At 64.1% G+C, this 17,734-nt stretch carries 15 protein-coding genes; 12 read left to right on the top strand and 3 right to left on the bottom strand.

What is annotated here, in order from left to right; genetic code table 11:
- Positions 1 to 28 precede the first annotated feature (28 nt).
- The 12 genes from ACMGF5_RS13235 (at position 29) to ACMGF5_RS13180 (ending at position 14,844) form a co-directional block, all read left to right on the top strand.
- The gene (locus ACMGF5_RS13235; RefSeq protein ID WP_174142262.1) at positions 29 to 1,195 is read left to right on the top strand and encodes an alginate biosynthesis protein Alg44; all 1,167 of its coding nucleotides are present in this window, start codon (positions 29 to 31) and stop codon (positions 1,193 to 1,195) included.
- Positions 1,196 to 1,207: 12 nt separating this feature from the next.
- The gene (gene algK / locus ACMGF5_RS13230) at positions 1,208 to 2,629 is read left to right on the top strand and encodes an alginate biosynthesis TPR repeat lipoprotein AlgK (protein WP_414156158.1); all 1,422 of its coding nucleotides are present in this window, start codon (positions 1,208 to 1,210) and stop codon (positions 2,627 to 2,629) included.
- Complete coding sequence (locus ACMGF5_RS13225) at positions 2,626 to 4,104, top strand: alginate export family protein (RefSeq protein WP_115273615.1); 1,479 nt, start codon at positions 2,626 to 2,628, stop codon at positions 4,102 to 4,104. The genes algK and ACMGF5_RS13225 overlap by 4 nt, the downstream gene beginning before the upstream one ends.
- Positions 4,105 to 4,123: 19 nt before the next feature.
- Positions 4,124 to 5,683 (top strand): mannuronan 5-epimerase AlgG, encoded by a 1,560-nt coding sequence (algG, locus tag ACMGF5_RS13220; protein ID WP_281870334.1) that lies wholly within the window; start codon positions 4,124 to 4,126, stop codon positions 5,681 to 5,683.
- A gap of 13 nt (positions 5,684 to 5,696) precedes the next feature.
- Entirely contained in the window at positions 5,697 to 7,136 is a 1,440-nt protein-coding gene (locus ACMGF5_RS13215; RefSeq protein WP_115273613.1) for an alginate O-acetyltransferase, read from the top strand.
- 7 nt (positions 7,137 to 7,143) lie between these two features.
- Positions 7,144 to 8,247: a mannuronate-specific alginate lyase gene (locus ACMGF5_RS13210; protein ID WP_012312810.1), complete on the top strand. Its 1,104-nt coding sequence runs from the start codon at positions 7,144 to 7,146 to the stop codon at positions 8,245 to 8,247.
- 215 nt (positions 8,248 to 8,462) lie between these two features.
- On the top strand, positions 8,463 to 9,923 hold the full coding sequence (locus tag ACMGF5_RS13205; RefSeq protein WP_012312809.1) for an MBOAT family O-acyltransferase: 1,461 nt from the start codon (positions 8,463 to 8,465) through the stop codon (positions 9,921 to 9,923).
- 11 nt (positions 9,924 to 9,934) lie between these two features.
- Positions 9,935 to 11,092, top strand: a complete 1,158-nt coding sequence (locus ACMGF5_RS13200; protein ID WP_046784812.1) for an alginate O-acetyltransferase — start codon at positions 9,935 to 9,937, stop codon at positions 11,090 to 11,092.
- Positions 11,093 to 11,113: 21 nt separating this feature from the next.
- The gene (locus tag ACMGF5_RS13195) at positions 11,114 to 11,761 is read left to right on the top strand and encodes an alginate O-acetyltransferase AlgF (protein WP_115273612.1); all 648 of its coding nucleotides are present in this window, start codon (positions 11,114 to 11,116) and stop codon (positions 11,759 to 11,761) included.
- 37 nt (positions 11,762 to 11,798) lie between these two features.
- Entirely contained in the window at positions 11,799 to 13,253 is a 1,455-nt protein-coding gene (locus ACMGF5_RS13190; protein ID WP_046784811.1) for a mannose-1-phosphate guanylyltransferase/mannose-6-phosphate isomerase, read from the top strand.
- Positions 13,254 to 13,405: 152 nt separating this feature from the next.
- A complete protein-coding gene (locus tag ACMGF5_RS13185; RefSeq protein ID WP_046784810.1) occupies positions 13,406 to 13,870 on the top strand; it encodes a hypothetical protein in 465 nt (154 codons plus the stop codon).
- A gap of 149 nt (positions 13,871 to 14,019) precedes the next feature.
- Complete coding sequence (locus ACMGF5_RS13180; RefSeq protein WP_046784809.1) at positions 14,020 to 14,844, top strand: SDR family oxidoreductase; 825 nt, start codon at positions 14,020 to 14,022, stop codon at positions 14,842 to 14,844.
- Here ACMGF5_RS13180 and ACMGF5_RS13175 read toward each other — a convergent pair.
- The 3 genes from ACMGF5_RS13175 to ACMGF5_RS13165 are packed head-to-tail and all read right to left on the bottom strand — an operon-like array spanning position 14,794 to position 17,730.
- Positions 14,794 to 15,204 carry an SDR family NAD(P)-dependent oxidoreductase gene (locus ACMGF5_RS13175; protein ID WP_414156864.1) on the bottom strand — a complete coding sequence of 137 codons (411 nt, stop codon included), beginning with the start codon at positions 15,202 to 15,204 and terminating at the stop codon, positions 14,794 to 14,796. The two genes, ACMGF5_RS13180 and ACMGF5_RS13175, sit on opposite strands and share 51 nt — an antisense overlap.
- Before the next feature lie 16 nt (positions 15,205 to 15,220).
- Complete coding sequence (locus ACMGF5_RS13170; protein ID WP_115273610.1) at positions 15,221 to 16,672, bottom strand: efflux transporter outer membrane subunit; 1,452 nt, start codon at positions 16,670 to 16,672, stop codon at positions 15,221 to 15,223.
- Positions 16,669 to 17,730 carry an HlyD family secretion protein gene (locus ACMGF5_RS13165; protein ID WP_115273609.1) on the bottom strand — a complete coding sequence of 354 codons (1,062 nt, stop codon included), beginning with the start codon at positions 17,728 to 17,730 and terminating at the stop codon, positions 16,669 to 16,671. The genes ACMGF5_RS13170 and ACMGF5_RS13165 overlap by 4 nt, the downstream gene beginning before the upstream one ends.
- Positions 17,731 to 17,734 lie beyond the last annotated feature (4 nt).

The raw sequence follows: 17,734 nt of genomic DNA, 5'->3' as shown, positions 1-17,734 counted from the left end.
GGATCGGAACTAACAGGAACAAACCACCATGAATACCGCCGTGAACGTCAATGTCGTGCATGAGTCCGAAGCCCAGCGCCAGCACGCCCGGGTGCGCATCCCGGCCAAGCTGCGCTATCTGGATGGCGAACGCCAGACCCAGGAGGTCAAGGTCGAAGACCTGTCCGCTGGCGGCTTGAGTTTTTACGCCAAGCAGCCGCTGAAGGTCGGCCAGGTACTGCGCGGGCGCTTGCAGTTCGTGGTCGACAACCTGGGCCTGTCGATGGACATCGAGTTTCAGGTGCGCTCCTGCAACCCGAGCGATGGCCGTACCGGTGCGCAGTTCCAGAACCTCGAACCCCGCGACATCGCCACCCTGCGCCACATCATCACCAGCCACCTTTCGGGTGAACTGATCAGCGTCGGCGACGTGCTCAGCACCCTGCAGCGCGACAACTTCACCAAGGCGCGCAAACAGAAGGACGGCGGCTCTGGCCTGTCCGCTTTCGGCCGCCTCAAGGCAGTGACCGTGACCCTCGGGGTGTTCGTCGTTGGTGTAGCCGCCTTCGGCTTCGTCGCCAAATCGCTGTACGGCATGTACTTCGTCAGCCACGCCGAAGCCGGCGTGGTCGCGGTGCCGACCACCAACATCACCATGCCGCGTGACGGCACCGTCAACAGCCTGGTCGAGCCCGGTGGCATGGTGGTCAAGGGCGCGCCGCTGGCAAGCTTCAGCACCAGCATGCTGGACATGCTCAAAGGCCACCTGGACGACTCGCAGCTGGAGCCGGCCAAGGTCGAGGAACTGTTCGGCAAGCAACTCTCCGGCACCCTCACCAGCCCCTGCGATTGCGTAGTCGCCCGCCAGCTGGTGGACGATGGCCAGTACGCCGCCAAGGGCCAGCCGATCTTCCAACTGGTCCCGCGTACCAGCAACCCGATGGTCGAGGCACGCTTCAGCTACCGCCAGTTCGACGAAGTCAAGCCAGGTACCCGCGTCAACTTCCAGGTGGCGGGCGAAACCGAAGTGCGCACCGGCCAGATCGTCAGCAGCGCCAGCCTCGACAGCGAAAACCTGGCCTCCGACATCCGCGTGCAGATCAAACCAGACGGCGGCCTGCCTGCCGAGCTGGCCGGGCGCCCGGCATCGGTCAGCAGCGACCGTGGCCCTTCGCTCAACTGGCTGATCGACAAAGCCGTGGCCCGTGGGCTGTAAGAGGATCAAACGATGATTCCCCACAAGAAAAGCGCAAGCCTGGGCCTCTGTGCCCTGGCCGCGGCGATCGCCCTGGCAGGCTGTGCGGGCCTGCCTGACCAGCGCCTGGCCAACGAAGCCCTCAAGCGCGGTGACACCGCGCTGGCCGAGCGCAACTACAAGGCCCTGGCTGACCTGGGCTACAGCGACGCACAAGTAGGCCTGGCCGACATCAAGGTCGCTACCCGCGATCCCTCGCAGCTCAAGGAAGCTGAGGCCACTTATCGCGCTGCGGCGGCTACCTCGCCACGCGCCCAGGCACGCCTCGGCCGCCTGCTGGTGGCCAAGCCCGACAGCACCCAGGCCGAACGCGAAGAAGCTCAGACCCTGCTCAAGCTCGCCGCCAAGCAGGGCCAAGGCAATACCCTGATCCCGCTGGCGATGCTCTACCTGACCTACCCGCAGAGTTTCCCCAACATCAATGCACAGCAGCAGATCGACCAGTGGCGCGCTGCCGGTAACCCGGAAGCGGGCCTGGCCCAGGTGCTGCTGTATCGCACCCAGGGCACCTACGACCAGCACCTGGGTGAAGTCGAGAAGATCTGCAAGGCGGCGCTGAACACCAACGACATCTGCTATGTCGAGCTGGCCACCGTGTATCAGAAACGCGGCCAGGCCGACCAGCAAGCCGCCCTGCTCGGCCAGCTCAAGTCCGCCTATGCCCGCGGTGCGGTGCCTGCCACTCGGGTCGACAGCGTTGCCCGTGTACTGGCCGACCGTAGCTTGGGCCAGACTGACGAAAAAACCGCCAAAGCGCTGCTGGAACAGGTCGCCCCGGCCAATCCGGCTTCCTGGGTGAGCCTGGCGCAACTGGTCTACGACTTCCCGGAACTGGGCGACACCGACCAGCTGATGGCCTACATCGACAAGGGCCGCGAAGCCGAACAGCCGCGTGCCGAACTGTTGCTGGGCCGCCTGTACTACGAAGGCAAGACCTTGCCCGCCGATGCCGAAAAGGCCGAACACCACCTGCAGGCAGCTGCCGAGGCCGGCGAAGTCAGCGCCCACTACTACCTTGGCCAGCTGTATCGCCGTGGCTACCTGGGCAACGTCGAGCCGCAAAAGGCCGTCGATCACCTGCTCAGCGCAGCCCGCGGTGGCCAGAACAGTGCCGACTATGCCCTTGCCCAGCTGTTCAGCGAAGGCCATGGCATTCGCCCACAACCGGGCAACGCCTGGGTATTCGCCCAGCTTTCGCAAGCCAATCCGACGCCGCAGTCCACCGAGCTGCTGCAGCAACTCGACCAGCAGCTCACGCCTGACCAGCGCAGCCAGGCACAAAGCCTGCTGACGCAGGAAAAGCAGGCTCGCGGCAGCATGGCCCAAGGCGGCACCCTGGCCCTCGAGGCCCTGCAAGACGACGAAAAAGAAGTAGACGGTGAGGACTCGCTATGACGCTCAATCCCTTCGTGAAAGCCGGCATCGGCCTGAGCTTCGCCCTGCTGTGGTCCTGCCCGACCCTGGCCGACATGACCGCCCAGAAAAACTTCGGCCTGGATGTGAAGATCACCGGCCAGTCGGAAGACGATCGCGACCTGGGCACCCGCTCCGGCGGTGACGTCAACGGCCTGGGCCTTGACCTGCGCCCTTGGGTATACGGCGAGCGCGGCAACTGGAGTGCCTTCGCCATGGGCCAGGCCGTTGCTGCCACAGACACCATCGAAACCGACACCCTGCGCCAGAACGATGACGGCACCACCACCGACACCGGTGACGACAGCCGCCAACCCGACAAAAGCTACCTGGCCATGCGCGAGTTCTGGGTCGGCTACAGCGGCCTCACGGCTTACCCGGGCGAGCAGCTGCGCCTTGGTCGCCAACGCCTGCGCAGCGACGACGGCATGTGGCGCGACACCAACATCGAAGCGTTGAACTGGACCTTCGACACCACCTTGCTCAAGGCTGACCTGGGTGTGGCCCAACGCTTCAGCGAATACCGCACCGACCTGACCGAGCTGGCCCCGGAAGACGAAGACCGTACGCACATCTACGGTAACGTCGCCACGCAGTGGACACCCGGCCACTGGGTCGGCCTGCGCGCCCATCACACCCATGACAGCGGCAGCCTGAAAAGCCCGGGCGAAACCATCGACGCACTGGACAAGACTCGCACCGGCGACCTCACCTGGCTGGGCCTGGAAGCCAACAGCGACGCCTACAACTGGCGCAACGACCACACCGTCAACTACTGGGGCAGCCTGACCTGGCTGACCGGTGATCGCGACAAGCTCAACAGCCAGCTGGTCGGTGACGACCAGGTCGTCGTCGGCAAGCAGAGCGGCGACGTCAACGCCTGGGCCACCGACCTGGGCATCCGCCTGCGCCTGGACCCGAACTGGCAGGTTGGCGCGGCCTATGCCCGCGGCAGCGGCGGTGGTGGCGACGACGGTTCGAGCAACTTCGAGCAGACCGGCCTTGAGAGCAACCGCTCCAACTTCACCGGTACCCGTTCGCGCGTGCACCGCTTCGGCGAGGCCTTCCGCGGCGAGCTGGGCAACCTGCAGGCGGCCACCCTGTTCGCCTCCTGGCAACTGCGCGAGGACTACGACGCCAGCTTCATCTACCACAAGTTCTGGCGTGTCGACGGTTCGCAGAACATCGGCTCCAGCGGCATCAACGCTGCAGTCAACGACAACGGCGTGAGCCGCCCGCTGGTCAACGGCGAGAAAGACCTGGGCCAGGAAATGGACGTGGTCGTCACCAAGTACTTCAAGCAGGGCCTGCTGCCTGCTTCGATGAGCCAGGCGATCGACGAGCCGTCCGCGCTGGTGCGCCTGCGCGCCGGTGTGTTCAAGCCCGGCGATGCCTATGGCAAGGAAGCGGACTCCTACATGCACCGCGCCTTCGTCGACGTGATCTGGCGCTTCTAAGGCCGGTAGAGGACCTGCAATGAACCTTCACCCGCACTTACGTCACAGCCTTCTGGCCAGCGCTCTGCTGCTGGCCTCAGGGCTGGCCGTCGCCGCAGAACCTGCGGTGATCGCCAAGGAACTGCAGCATGCCAAGACCTACACCGTGTCCAGCGCACCGACCGAGCCGTTGCACATGGACCCGCCCAAGCTGCCCGATCTGAGCGGTTACACCGCCGCCGCTGTGCAGAAAAAGATCGACCGCAGCCACAAGGGCAAGGTCAGCGTGCGCCGCATGCTGCAGGAAGAATCGCTCAAGGAATTCATCGGCGGCGACAACAAGGCTGCCGAGTGGGTACAACGCCAGCACGGCATCCCCCAGGCGATCTTCGTCGATGACGGCCATGTCGACCTGGTCGAACTGAGCAAGAAGGTGCCCAAGCAGTACCTCAGCGAAGTCGAGTCAGGTGTTTACCTGGCGCGTCTGCCGATCGTGGTCGGGCACAAGGGCATCCTCGAGATCGACGGCAAGGTCAAGCAACTGCGCCTGTCCCAGGAGGGCGGCGCGTTCCTGGTCAATGACGGCAAACTGTTCGTCAGCGACACCCAGGTCACTGGCTGGCGCGAGAAGGACAACGGCCCGGCGACCTTCCGCTCGCCCAATGAATTCCGCCCGTTCCTGCTGTCGTGGGGCGGCACCGAGACGTACATCGTCAACACCAAGATGGCCAGTTTTGGCTATGCCAAGTCCAAGTCGTACGGTGTGAGCATCTCGCAGTACACCCCGAACATGGCCAAGCGCATGGGCCGCCCGGAGCCCACCGGCTGGATCATCGGCTCGGAATTCAGTGACATGTGGTACGGGTTCTACTGCTACGAGACCCAGGACTTCGTGGTCAAGGACAGCACCTACCGCGACAACATCGTCTACGGCATCGACCCGCACGACCGTTCGCACCGCCTGATCATCGCCGGCAACACGGTGTATGGCACCAAGAAAAAGCACGGGATCATCGTCTCGCGTGAGGTCAACGACAGCTGGATCATCAACAACAAGAGCTACGACAACAAGCTCTCGGGCGTGGTGATCGACCGTAACAGCGTCAACAACCTGATCGCTTACAACGAGATCTACCGTAACCACACCGACGGCATCACTTTGTACGAAAGCGGTGACAACCTGATCTGGGGCAACAAGCTGATCAGCAACCGTCGCCACGGCATCCGCGTGCGCAACAGCGTCAACATCCGCCTGTACGAGAACGTCGCCATGGCCAATGGCCTGGTTGGCGTGTACGGGCACATCAAGGACCTGTCCGACACCGACCGTGACATCGCCCTCGACCCGTTCGACACCAAGGTCTCGCTGATCGTGGTCGGCGGTGAGCTGGCGGCCAACGGCTCGGGGCCTCTTTCGATCGATTCGCCGCTGTCGGTGGAGCTGTACAAAGTCTCCATGCTCGCCCCGCGCAAATCCAACGGCATCAGCCTCAACGGCATCCTGGGCGAGCGCCAGGACGAAATCCTCGACCTGCTGGTGCGCCAGCAGAAGGCCGTGCTGATCGACCCGGTCGAACGCCAGACCGAAATGATCGATTAAGGAAGCCCAGACCATGACCCCACACTTGATGAAACTGCTGGGCCTGTCCGCCGCCCTCCTGGCCATCAGCCAGGGCGTGCGCGCCGACGAGGTCAAGGCGCCGACCTTCACTGCCGAGCCTTGCTGCCAGCTGTGCCCCGAAGCACACGACGCCAGCCGCTACACCACACGCTACCAGCAGAACTTCACCACGCTGGTACAGGCCAAGGGCGACTGGCTGTTCCGTACCCGCGAAGACCTGCGTACCGAGTTCAGCACCACACCGGCAGGCTACAAACGCCTGCAGCAAGTGCACGACGCGTTCAAGAAGCGGGGCGTGGAACTGGTGGTGGTGTACCAGCCCACCCGAGGCCTGGTGAACCGCAACATGCTCAACCCGGCCGAGAAAGCCGCCTTCGATTACCAGAAGGCCCTGGGCAACTACCAGGCCATGCTCAAGCGCTTCGCCGGCATGGGCTACAACGTGCCGGACCTGTCGCCGCTGACCAACGAACAGTTGGCGGCCGCCGAGCAGGGCAAGGACTTCTACTTCCGTGGTGACCAGCACTGGACGCCTTACGGCGCCGAACGTGCAGCCAGGATCGTGGCCGACACCGTACACAAGATGCCGGCCTTCGAAGGTATCCCGCGCAAGGAATTCGAGACCCACAAGTCCGGGCGCATGGGCAAGACCGGCACCCTGCACAACGTTGCCGGGCAGCTGTGCGGCACCAGCTACGCCGTGCAGTACATGGACCAGTTCGCCACCGAACCGAAAGGCGCCAGCGGCGGCGACGATCTGTTCGGCGACAGCGGTAACGCCCAGATCACCCTGGTCGGCACCAGCCACAGCGGCAAGAACTACAACTTCTCGGGCTTCCTCGAGCAGTACATCGGTGCCGATGTGCTCAACGTCGCCTTCCCTGGCGGCGGCCTGGAAGGCTCGATGATCGAGTACCTGGGCAGCGAGGAATTCCAGAACAATCCACCGAAGATCCTCATCTGGGAATTCTCGCCGCTGTATCGCCTGGACCAGGAAACCATCTGGCGGCAGATCCTCGCTCTGCTCGACGATGGCTGTGACGCGCGCCCGGCACTGATGAGCGCCAGCAGCACCCTCAAGCCCGGCAAGAACGAGCTGATGGTCAACGGCAAGGGCGGCGTGATCAAGGACCTGGTCAACCGCAACCTGCAGATGGACATCAAGTTCGAAGACCCTTCGGTCAAGGTGCTGCAAGCCACCCTCTGGTACCTCAACGGGCGCCACGAGGACATCAAGATCGAGAAGCCGGAAACCTCCGACACCAATGGCCGCTTCGTCTTCCAGATGCGTGAAGACGAGGACTGGGCCAGCCAGAACTTGCTGGCCCTGGAAGTCCAGGGGCCAGAAAGCGGCACCCAGAAGGTCGAGGCCAAGCTCTGCAAACGCAACAACTACGCCGTGCCCGCGCAAACCGCGCAGGCCGGCCAGTGAGGCGACCATGACTGCATTCAAGCGAATCTTCAGCCCGGCCCTGCTCGTTCTGGCCCTGTACGGAGGTGCCGCGCATGCCGCGCTGGTACCGCCCCAGGGTTATTACGAGGGGATTGAAAAGATCAAGACCAGCGACGGCAACTTCCGCTGCGAATCTGCGCCCAAACCTTTCACCGGCGCGCTGCAATTTCGCAGCAAGTACGAAGGCTCGGACAAGGCTCGGGCGACCCTGAACCGGGACTCGGAACAAGCCTTCCGCGACTCCACCAAAGACATCACAACCCTTGAGCGTGGTGTCGCCAAGATGGTCAACCAGTACATGCGTGACGGCCGTCCGGCGCAGCTGGACTGCACCCTGACCTGGCTGGGTACATGGGCGCGCGCTGATGCGTTGATGTCCACCAACTACAACCACACCGGCAAGTCCATGCGCAAATGGGCGCTGGGTAGCATGAGCGGCTCGTGGCTGCGCCTGAAGTTCTCCAACTCGCAGCCATTGGCCGCACACCAGGCCGAGGCCGAGCTGATCGAGAAGTGGTTCGCCCGCCTCGCCGAGCAGACCGTACGCGACTGGAGCAACCTGCCGCTGGAGAAGATCAACAACCACAGCTACTGGGCGGCCTGGTCGGTGATGGCTACCGCCGTGGCCACCGACCGCCGTGACCTGTTCGACTGGGCGGTGAAGGAATACAAGGTCGGCGCCAACCAGATCGACGACCAAGGCTTCCTGCCCAACGAAATCAAGCGCAAGCAGCGTGCCCTGGCCTACCACAACTACGCCCTGCCGCCACTGGCGATGATCGCAAGCTTTGCCAAGGCCAATGGCGTGGACCTGCGCAGCGAAAACAACTTTGCCCTGCAGCGCCTGGGTGAAGGCGTGCTGTACGGCGCCCGCGACCCGCGCCACTTCGCCGAGCGCGCAGGTGAGAAACAGGACATGAAGGACCTCAAGGTCGACGGCAAGTACGCCTGGCTCGAGCCTTGGTGCGCGCTGTACCAGTGCGTGGGCGACACGCTTGAGCGCAAACACCGGATGCAGCCGTTCGACAGCTTCCGCCTGGGCGGCAACCTGACCCGGGTCTATGACCCGAGCGCGCAATCCAAGAAATGAGCGTTGCCTGAATGGGGGCCGCTTTGCGGCCCATCGCGACGCAAGGCCGCTCCTACAAGGACGGCGCTGAATCTGTAGGAGCGGCCTCGCGTCGCGAAACGAGGGCCAAGCCCTCGCCAGCGGTATTGAAGCAACAAAGGTTTCCTCCAGTTTCTCACTGGGGGGTTTGGGGGGCGCTTTGCCCTGGATGCTGTGAACAATTTAGGAGAACCGGGATGGTCTTCTCGTCCAACGTGTTCCTGTTCCTGTTCTTGCCGATATTCCTCGGCCTGTACTACCTGAGCGGGCAACGCTATCGCAACCTGCTGCTGCTGGTCGCCAGCTACATCTTCTACGCCTGGTGGCGGGTGGACTTCCTCGCCCTGTTCGCCGGTGTCACCCTGTGGAACTACTGGATCGGCCTGAAAGTCGGCGCCGCTGGCGTGCGCACCAAGCCTGCACAGCGCTGGCTGCTGCTGGGCGTAGGCGTGGACCTGGCGATCCTCGGCTACTTCAAGTACGCCAATTTCGGCGTCGACAGCCTCAACGCGATCATCAGCTCGTTCGGCCTTGAGCCCTTCATCCTCACCCACGTGCTGCTGCCGATCGGTATCTCGTTCTACATCTTCGAGTCGATCAGCTACATCATCGATGTGTACCGCGGCGACACCCCGGCCACCCGCAACCTGATCGACTTCGCAGCGTTCGTGGCGATCTTCCCGCACCTGATCGCCGGCCCGGTGCTGCGCTTCAAGGACCTGGTCGACCAGTTCAACAACCGCACCCACACCCTGGACAAGTTCTCCGAAGGCTGCACCCGCTTCATGCAGGGCTTCATCAAGAAAGTGTTCATCGCCGACACCCTGGCGGTGGTCGCCGACCATTGCTTCGCCCTGCAGAACCCGACCACCGGTGACGCCTGGCTCGGTGCGCTGGCCTACACCGCGCAGCTGTACTTCGACTTCTCCGGCTACAGCGACATGGCCATCGGCCTGGGGCTGATGATGGGCTTCCGCTTCATGGAGAACTTCAAGCAGCCTTACATCAGCCAGTCGATCACCGAGTTCTGGCGCCGCTGGCACATCAGCCTGTCGACCTGGCTGCGCGACTACCTGTACATCACCCTGGGCGGCAACCGCAAAGGCACCTTCAACACCTACCGCAACCTGTTCCTGACCATGCTGCTGGGCGGGCTGTGGCACGGCGCCAACTTCACCTACATCATCTGGGGCGCCTGGCACGGCATGTGGCTGGCAATCGAGCGCGCACTGGGCCTGGACACCAACCCGCAGCGCTTCAACCCGGTCAAGTGGGCGTTCACCTTCCTGCTGGTGGTGGTCGGCTGGGTGATCTTCCGCGCCGAAAACCTGGAAGTGGCCGGCCGCATGTACGGCGCCATGTTCAGCTTCGGCGAGTGGCAGCTGTCCGAACTCAACCGCGCCCAGCTCACCGGGCTGCAGGTGGCGACGCTGGTCATCGCCTACATCACCCTGGCGTTCTTCGGCCTGCGTGACTTCTACCGCAATGCCACCCCGCCGGCAGCCATGCGCACCCCGGCGCAGGTCAATGCCGACGGCTCGCTTGGCCTGGACTGGACCCGGGTGATGACCCGCGCCCTGATCCTGCTGCTGTTCGTGGCCTCGATCCTCAAGCTTTCGGCGCAGAGCTACTCGCCGTTCCTTTACTTCCAGTTCTGAGGTTGATGACCATGACCCGGACATTACGCATCACCTATTCCCTGTCGTTCATCGGCCTGCTGGTAGGCATGGGCGCCTGGTCCACCGGTGGCCTGCAAAGCTTCCAGCGCACCGAACAGATGACCGTGCTCAACGGCAAGCTGGCCAAGGCCGCCGAGACGCACTACGACGACGAGTTCCCGATCAAGCGCCTGGGCACCAACCTCTGGGCCGCGCTGGATTACAAGCTGTTCAACGAAGGCCGCCCGGGCGTGGTGCTGGGCCGTGACCAGTGGCTGTTCAGCGACGAAGAGTTCAAACCGACTGCCGGTGCCGACCAGCTCATGCAGGAAAACCTGGCGCTGATCCGCGGTGTGCGCGACACCCTGCAACAGCACGGCAGCCAGCTGGTGCTGGCGATCGTGCCGGCCAAGGCGCGGGTCTACTCGGAGTATGTGGGCAAGGAGGCGCCAGCCAGCCTGCATGACGACCTGTACAACCAGTTCCATGCCCAGGTCCGTCAGGCCAACGTGTTCGCCCCTGACCTGATGGCCCCGATGGAACAGGCCAAGGCCCGCGGCCAGGTATTCCTGCGCACCGATACCCACTGGACGCCGATGGGCGCTGAAGTCGCCGCACAGGCTGTGGCCGAGGCGGTCGGGCGCCAGAGCCTGCTCAATGGCGACCCACAGACGTTCATCACCGAAGCAGGCAACACCGCCCCGTATAAGGGCGACCTGACCAACTTCCTGCCACTGGACCCGCTGTTCAGCAACCTCTTGCCCAGCCCGGACACCCTGCAGCAACGCAGCACGCGCCCGGTCGAGGCCGAAGGTGATGCGGGCGATGCCCTGTTCGCCGACAGCCAGATCCCGGTCGCCCTGGTCGGCACCAGCTACAGCGCCAACCCGCACTGGAACTTCCTCGGCGCGCTGCAGCAGGCCCTGCGCAGCGACGTCGCCAACTATGCCGAAGACGGCCACGGCCCCCTGCTGCCAATGCTCAAGTACCTGCAAAGCGATGCTTTCAAGAACGCCGCGCCACAGGTTGTGGTGTGGGAATTCCCCGAACGTTATCTGCCAATGAAAAACGACCTCAGCAGCTTCGATCCACAGTGGATCGCGCAACTGAAGAACACCCGCAAATCCGAAGAAAACCTGGCCCTGTCGTCCAACCGGACGGACCACTGATAGATAGAGAGGAACACGCACATGACTACCAAGACTTCCATTGCCAAAGCCCTCACCCTCGCAGCAGGCCTGTCGTTGGCTTCGATGCAGGCATTCGCCGGCGCCGACGCTGCCCTGTATGGCCCGACCGCACCGAAAGGCTCGACCTTCGTGCGCCTGTACAACGCCTCCCCTGCACCGGCTGCCGCCAGCGTCGGCAACACCCAGATCAAACAGGTCGGCGCCCAGGCCAGCAGCGACTTCAGCTTCCTCCCGGGCGGTGACTACACCGCGCAGGTCGCCGGCAAGAGTGTCCCGGTCAAGCTCGCCGCAGACAAGTACTACACCCTGGTCAACAACGGCAGCGGCAACCCGCAGCTGATCGAAGAACCGCCTTTCAAGAACAAGCAGAAAGCCCTGGTGCGTGTACAGAACCTGAGCGATCAGGCGCTGGCCCTGAAGACCGCTGACGGCAAGACCGAGGTGGTTACTCCGGTGGCGGCCAAAGGCCGTGGCGAGCGTGAGATCAACCCGGTCAAGGTGAACCTGGCCCTGTTTGCAGGAGACAAGAAAGTCAGCGACGTCAAACCCGTCGCCCTGGAGCGCGGCGAAGCCGCCGTGCTGTACGTCACCGGCTCGGGCAGCAGCCTGTCGCCAGTCTGGGTCACCCGCCCAGTGTCCACCAACTGATCCTCTGCCTCTTTAACGACCTTATTGGAGAAACAACATGATCCCGGTAATTCTTTCTGGTGGTAGCGGTTCGCGTCTGTGGCCTTTGTCGCGCAAGCAGTTCCCCAAGCAGTTCCTCGCCCTGACCGGTGAGCACACGCTGTTCCAGCAAACCCTCGAGCGCCTGGTGTTCGAAGGCATGGACGCCCCGATCGTGGTCTGCAACAAGGACCACAAGTTCATCGTCCAGGAACAGCTCGCGGCGCTGAAACTGCAAACCCAGGGCATCCTGATGGAACCCTTCGGCCGCAACACGGCCCCTGCGGTGGCCATGGCCGCCATGAAGCTGGTCAACGAGGGGCGCGATGACTTGATGCTGGTGCTGCCGGCCGACCACGTGATCGACGACCAGAAGGCCCTGCAACGTGCCCTGGCCCTGGCCACCGTGGCCGCCGAGCGTGGCGAGATGGTGCTGTTCGGCGTCCCGGCGACCAAGCCCGAGACCGGCTATGGCTACATCCGCTCCAGCCAGGACGCCCTGCTGCCCGAAGGTGTGGCCCGGGTGGCGCAGTTCGTCGAAAAACCCGACGAAAAACGCGCCGCCGAATTCGTTCAGTCCGGTGGCTACTTCTGGAACAGCGGCATGTTCCTGTTCCGCGCCAGCCGCTTCCTTGAAGAGCTGAAAAAGCACGAGCCCGACATCTATGACACTTGCGTGCTGGCCCTGGAGCGCAGCGACGAAACAGATGATGTGCTGAGCATCGACGAAGCGACCTTCGCCTGCTGCCCGGACAACTCCATCGACTACGCGGTGATGGAAAAGACCCAGCGCGCCTGCGTAGTGCCGATGTCGGCTGGCTGGAGCGACGTCGGTTGCTGGTCGTCGCTGTGGGAAGTGCATGACAAGGACGCCAATGGCAACGTCACCAAGGGTGATGTGGTGGTGCAGGACAGCCGCAACTGCATGATCCATGGCAATGGCAAGCTGGTGTCGGTGATCGGCCTGGAAAACATCGTCGTGGTCGAGACCAAGGACGCGATGATGATTGCCCACAAGGACAAGGTCCAGGGCGTCAAGCAGATGGTCAAGACCCTCGACGAGCAAGGCCGCAGCGAAACCCAGAACCACCTTGAGGTGTACCGCCCGTGGGGCTCTTACGATTCGGTGGACATGGGCGGCCGCTTCCAGGTCAAGCACATCACCGTCAAGCCGGGCGCCAGCCTGTCGCTGCAGATGCACCACCACCGTGCCGAGCACTGGATCGTGGTATCGGGCACCGCCGAGGTGACGTGCGATGAAAACGTGTTCCTGCTCACCGAAAACCAGTCGACCTATATCCCGATCGCCTCGGTCCACCGCCTGCGCAACCCGGGCAAGATCCCGCTGGAGATCATCGAAGTGCAGTCCGGCAGCTACCTGGGCGAAGATGATATCGAGCGCTTCGAGGATGTGTATGGGCGCACGGCAACTCCCGTCGAACGTGGCGTATCGGTGAAGACCATCGCGCAGTAAGCTACGAGCTGCAAGCTACAAGCACAGCGGGTCGGCGGTGTACCTACAGATGTGGGGCCACCGCCGACCCGCTTTTCTCTTGCAGCTTGCCGCTTGCAGCTTGCAGCTGGCCGCTCCAAGATGTCCGAAGACTCGAACGGGAATCGGACCACATGATCATCGGCGCCTTCCTCATCCTCACCTGGCTGGTACTGCTGCTGCGTTACCCGGCCAAGGCCCTGCCGATCTCGCTGGCCGCTGTCTGCGGCCTCGGGCTGGTCGCGCTGTTCGTCGTCTGGCAGGACACACGCGAAGCTTCGCAACTGGCGCGTCTTGACCTGCGCCTGACCTATGCCCCGGATCAATGCCCCGCCGACCGTGCCTTGAAGGTACACATGAAAAACGGCAACAAGGCTCCGCTGACAGAACTGCGCTGGCGGGTCGGTGCCTATGCCCCGGGCGATACCATCAACCTGGCCGAAAACACCTACAGCGCACCGCGCTATCGTGGGCCGGGCGAACTGCAGCCTGGGGCAGAATGGACCGATTGCCTGCCACTGCCGCCACTGCGCGCCGGCTACCGGCCGCAGACACTGGAGTTTCGTGCCGAGCATCTACAGGGTACATTCGCCAACTGATACGGTGCCTGCTCTGGCCCTATCGCCGGCAAGCCGGCTGCCACAGGTTCACCGCTGCCCGCAGATTCGGGGTACTTCTGGGAGCTGCCTTGCCGGCGATAGGGCCAGCCCAGCCTATACATAACTTACTTTGAGCACAGGCCTGCCCAATGCCCACCGTCCTGATCACCGGTTGTTCCAGCGGCATCGGCCGCGCCCTGGCCGAAGCCTTTCGCGATGCCGGCCACGACGTTTGGGCCACCGCCCGTAAAGCCGAAGACGTCGAACACCTGGCCGGCGCCGGCTTCACCGCCCGGCAGCTTGACGTCAACGACGCCGAGGGCCTGAAGCACCTGGCCGAGGAGCTGGAAGCACGCCACGGCCGGCTCGACATCCTGGTCAACAACGCAGGTTACGGTGCCATGGGCCCCCTGCTCGATGGCGGCGTGGACGCCCTGCGCCAACAGTTCGAAACCAATGTGTTCGCCGTGATCGGTGTAACCGGTGCACTGTTCCCGCTGCTGCGCCGTGCGCGTGGGCTGGTGGTCAACATCGGCAGTGTATCGGGCGTACTGGTCACGCCGTTCGCCGGCGCCTACTGCGCCTCCAAGGCTGCCGTACACGCACTGAGCGACGCCCTGCGCCTGGAGCTGGCGCCTTTCGGCATTCAGGTGATGGAAGTGCAACCGGGGGCGATCGCCTCACAATTCGCCAGCAATGCCCAGCGCCAAGCCGATCAGGTGGTAGCGGCGCAGTCGCCGTGGTGGCCGCTGCGCGAGCATATCCAGGCGCGGGCCCGCGCCTCGCAAGACCGGCCCACATCCGCGGCGCAATTTGCCCAAGGGCTGCTGGCGGCCACGCGCAAATCGCCTGTGCCAGCGGTGGTGCGGCTGGGCAATGGCAGTACGGCGTTGCCGCTACTGGCACGCTGGCTGCCACGCCGGTTACTGGACTGGGTACTGCGCAAACGCTTCGGGCTGCTGCGACCGCTCTGATTCACCGCGCAGGTGGATCACCTGCCCCCACTTGCGCTCGGCCATGCCGCGGGCGTAATGACGCTGCAGGCGCCGGGCAACGTCCTGCGTGCCGTTGTTGACCAGGATATCGGTGTGCGGCACCTGCTGGAGCAAGGCCTGCACACCCTGTTCGGTGCCCAGGTCAGCGGCAACGCCAATGATCCGTGCCTTGGGCAAGCGCTCACGTACCGCTCTCAGCGCAGCATCGACCAACGCCTGGGTGCGGTCGTTGAGCACGACTTCGGCGCCGGCGGCGGCTAGGTCTATGGCGGTAGACAGGCCCTGCCCTGCCATGGAGCCACTGATGAGTGCGCGCTTTCCATTGAGGGAGAGGTGCATGGCTGCCTCCGCTTGATCACACCTTTGTCGTCGGCTGCCCGTCGAACGCCTGCCAGCCACCACCCAAAGCCTTGTACAGCCCGACCAATGCCTGCGATACCGCCGCCGAGCTGTCGATCCACTGCTCTTCACTGGCCAGCAACGCGCTCTGCACGGTCAGCACGTTGAGAAAGTCCACTGCCCCTTCCACGTACTGACGCTGGGCGGTTTCCAGGGCGATGCGGTTCTGCCGCACCGCTTCGGCCAAGTGATCACGGCGCAGCTGGCTGGCGTTGTACAGGCGCAGCACATCGTCGATCTCGTGCCAGGCACCGAGCACCACCTTGCGGTAGTTGAGCGCCGCCTCCTGCTGCTGCGCCTCACGCAGCGCCAGGGTACCCTTGAGCCGGCCACCCTCGAAGATCGGCAATGACAGCTGTGGGCCGAAGGCAAAGCGGCGCGAGTCCCAGGCGCCGAAATCCGACAGTTGCATGGCCTGGAAGCCGACGCTGCCGGACAGCCGGATGCTGGGGTAGAAATCCGCCTTGGCCACGCCAATGCTGGCAGTGGCCGCATGCAGCCGCGCCTCGGCCTGGCGGATGTCCGGACGGCGCTCGGCCAGCTCGGACGGCAAGCCGATCGCAAATTGCTGCTGCGGCGCGGGCAACTCCCCGCCCTCAAGCAACTGTGCCTGCAAACTGCGTGGGGGCTCGGCCGCCAGCAGGCTGAGCGCGTTGATCAGGTCGTCGCGCCGGGCCTCCAGGCTCGGTAGACGGGCCTGGATCGAGGCAACCTGGGCACTGGCCTGGGCCACGTCGAGCCGGGTGGCGACACCCTCGGCCTGGCGGTCCTGGGACAGCTTCAGGCTGTGCCGGGCGACCTTCAGGTTGTCGCGCGTGACATCGAGCGTGTGCTGCACGGCACGCAACTGGATGTAGTTGCCTGCGGTTTCCGACAACAGCGCCAAGAGCACACCGCGCCGGTCATTCTCGGCCACTTCCACCGTGGCGTCGGCAGCCTCCACCTGCCGGCGCACCCGGCCCCAGAGGTCCAGCTCCCAACCGGCGACCAGGTCGCCCTGCCACAGGTTGAACGCCGACTTGCCTGCTTTGCCAGACGGGTCGCTGAGGCCTTCGGCACTGTTACGGGCGCGGCTGTAGCCGCCATCCACATCGACCGACGGCGCCTGGTCGGCAGCCACCGTGCTGCGCAAGGCGCGGCTTTGCAGCAGCCGCGCACTGGCGATCTGCAGGTCGAGGTTACGCTCGGCCACCTGCTGGATCAGCGCACTCAGGCGCGCATCGTGGAAGGTCTCCCACCAACGCAGTTCAAGCGGTTCTGCTTGCGGCTGGCTGGGTGCCGCCTGGCCCTGCAGCGGTGCCCATTGCTGCGGGGCCTGGCTGTCCGGGCGTTTGAAGTCGGGGCCCAGGGTGCAGCCGGCCATCAGTACGGCCAGCAGCAAGGGGCTCAAGCGTACTGCCGGTTTCATCGTGCACTCACCTCTTTGCCACTGAACGTGTCACCACGGGTGTCGATGGTCGCTTCCACCGACATGCCCACACGCAGGCGCGCAAGCAACGGCTGGCCGTCATCGAAGACGATTTTCACCGGGATGCGCTGCACGACCTTGGTGAAGTTGCCGGTGGCGTTGTCGGGTTTTACTGCCGCGAAGGTCACGCCAGTTGCAGGCGCAATGCTTTGGACATGGCCCTTGAGGGTTTCACCGGAAAAGGTATCGACGCTGATACTGACAGGCTGCCCCGGCTGCACATGGGTCAGCTGGGTTTCCTGGAAATTGCCGACCACATAGGCATGCTGCAAGGGCACCACCGACAGCAGGCGTGCGCCCGGGTTGACGAAGGCGCCAACGCGCAGGGCACGCTCACCGACCATGCCATCCACCGGGGCGGTAATGCGCGTGTAGGACAGGTCCAGCTGAGCTTTTTCAACGCCCGCTTCGGCACGCTTGAACTGCCCATCGGCGCTGGCGACCTGAGCGCTGAGGATGTCCACCTGCTTGCGCGCGGCAACCAATGCAGCCTGGGTATTGGCCAGCCGTGCGCGGGCCTGGTCGACCCGGCTGCGCGCCTGCTGGGCATTCTGCACGGTGCCGGCCCCCTGCTGGGCGAGGCGGCTGTAGCGGTTGACCTCGTGGTCGGCGAACGATGCTTCAGCCTGCGCTGCCTTCACCGCCGCCTCGGCCTGGGCAATCAATGCCGCCTGGCGTTCCAGGGTGGCACGGGCATCGGCGCTTTGCGCCTTGGCCACCAGCAACTGGGCCTGCGCGGCATCCAGGGCGGCCTGGTAGTCCCGCGCATCGATGGTCGCCAGCAACTGGCCGGCCTGCACCTGCTGGTTGTCTTCGACCAGCACTTGCTTGACGAAGCCGGCCACCTTGGGCGCCACTACGGTGTAATCGGCGATCACGTAGGCGTCGTTGGTGCTTTGCCGGTGGTCACTGCCGAGCAGCCAGGGGCCGACGATACCCGCCAGCACGGCCACGGCCAGTACCGAGCCGATCACGATTGTCTTGCGCTTGTTGGTCATTTTC

Origin of the sequence: Pseudomonas sp. BNK-15 (assembly GCF_047456105.1) — a bacterium.
GTDB classification, from domain to species: Bacteria; Pseudomonadota; Gammaproteobacteria; order Pseudomonadales; family Pseudomonadaceae; genus Aquipseudomonas; species Aquipseudomonas putida_E.
This window is presented reverse-complemented; position numbering and strand designations above follow the sequence as displayed.

Bases quoted from the DNA above. Each gene is read 5' to 3' on its own strand.
- ACMGF5_RS13210 (WP_012312810.1), top strand. From the start codon at position 7,144: ATGACTGCATTCAAGCGAATCTTCAGCCCGGCCCTGCTCGTTCTGGCC.
- ACMGF5_RS13165 (WP_115273609.1), bottom strand. From the start codon at position 17,730: ATGACCAACAAGCGCAAGACAATCGTGATCGGCTCGGTACTGGCCGTG.
- ACMGF5_RS13175 (WP_414156864.1), bottom strand. From the start codon at position 15,204: ATGCACCTCTCCCTCAATGGAAAGCGCGCACTCATCAGTGGCTCCATG.
- ACMGF5_RS13190 (WP_046784811.1), top strand. From the start codon at position 11,799: ATGATCCCGGTAATTCTTTCTGGTGGTAGCGGTTCGCGTCTGTGGCCT.
- ACMGF5_RS13205 (WP_012312809.1), top strand. From the start codon at position 8,463: ATGGTCTTCTCGTCCAACGTGTTCCTGTTCCTGTTCTTGCCGATATTC.
- ACMGF5_RS13225 (WP_115273615.1), top strand. From the start codon at position 2,626: ATGACGCTCAATCCCTTCGTGAAAGCCGGCATCGGCCTGAGCTTCGCC.
- ACMGF5_RS13235 (WP_174142262.1), top strand. From the start codon at position 29: ATGAATACCGCCGTGAACGTCAATGTCGTGCATGAGTCCGAAGCCCAG.
- ACMGF5_RS13215 (WP_115273613.1), top strand. From the start codon at position 5,697: ATGACCCCACACTTGATGAAACTGCTGGGCCTGTCCGCCGCCCTCCTG.
- ACMGF5_RS13170 (WP_115273610.1), bottom strand. From the start codon at position 16,672: ATGAAACCGGCAGTACGCTTGAGCCCCTTGCTGCTGGCCGTACTGATG.
- ACMGF5_RS13195 (WP_115273612.1), top strand. From the start codon at position 11,114: ATGACTACCAAGACTTCCATTGCCAAAGCCCTCACCCTCGCAGCAGGC.
- algG (WP_281870334.1), top strand. From the start codon at position 4,124: ATGAACCTTCACCCGCACTTACGTCACAGCCTTCTGGCCAGCGCTCTG.
- ACMGF5_RS13180 (WP_046784809.1), top strand. From the start codon at position 14,020: ATGCCCACCGTCCTGATCACCGGTTGTTCCAGCGGCATCGGCCGCGCC.
- ACMGF5_RS13200 (WP_046784812.1), top strand. From the start codon at position 9,935: ATGACCCGGACATTACGCATCACCTATTCCCTGTCGTTCATCGGCCTG.
- ACMGF5_RS13185 (WP_046784810.1), top strand. From the start codon at position 13,406: ATGATCATCGGCGCCTTCCTCATCCTCACCTGGCTGGTACTGCTGCTG.
- algK (WP_414156158.1), top strand. From the start codon at position 1,208: ATGATTCCCCACAAGAAAAGCGCAAGCCTGGGCCTCTGTGCCCTGGCC.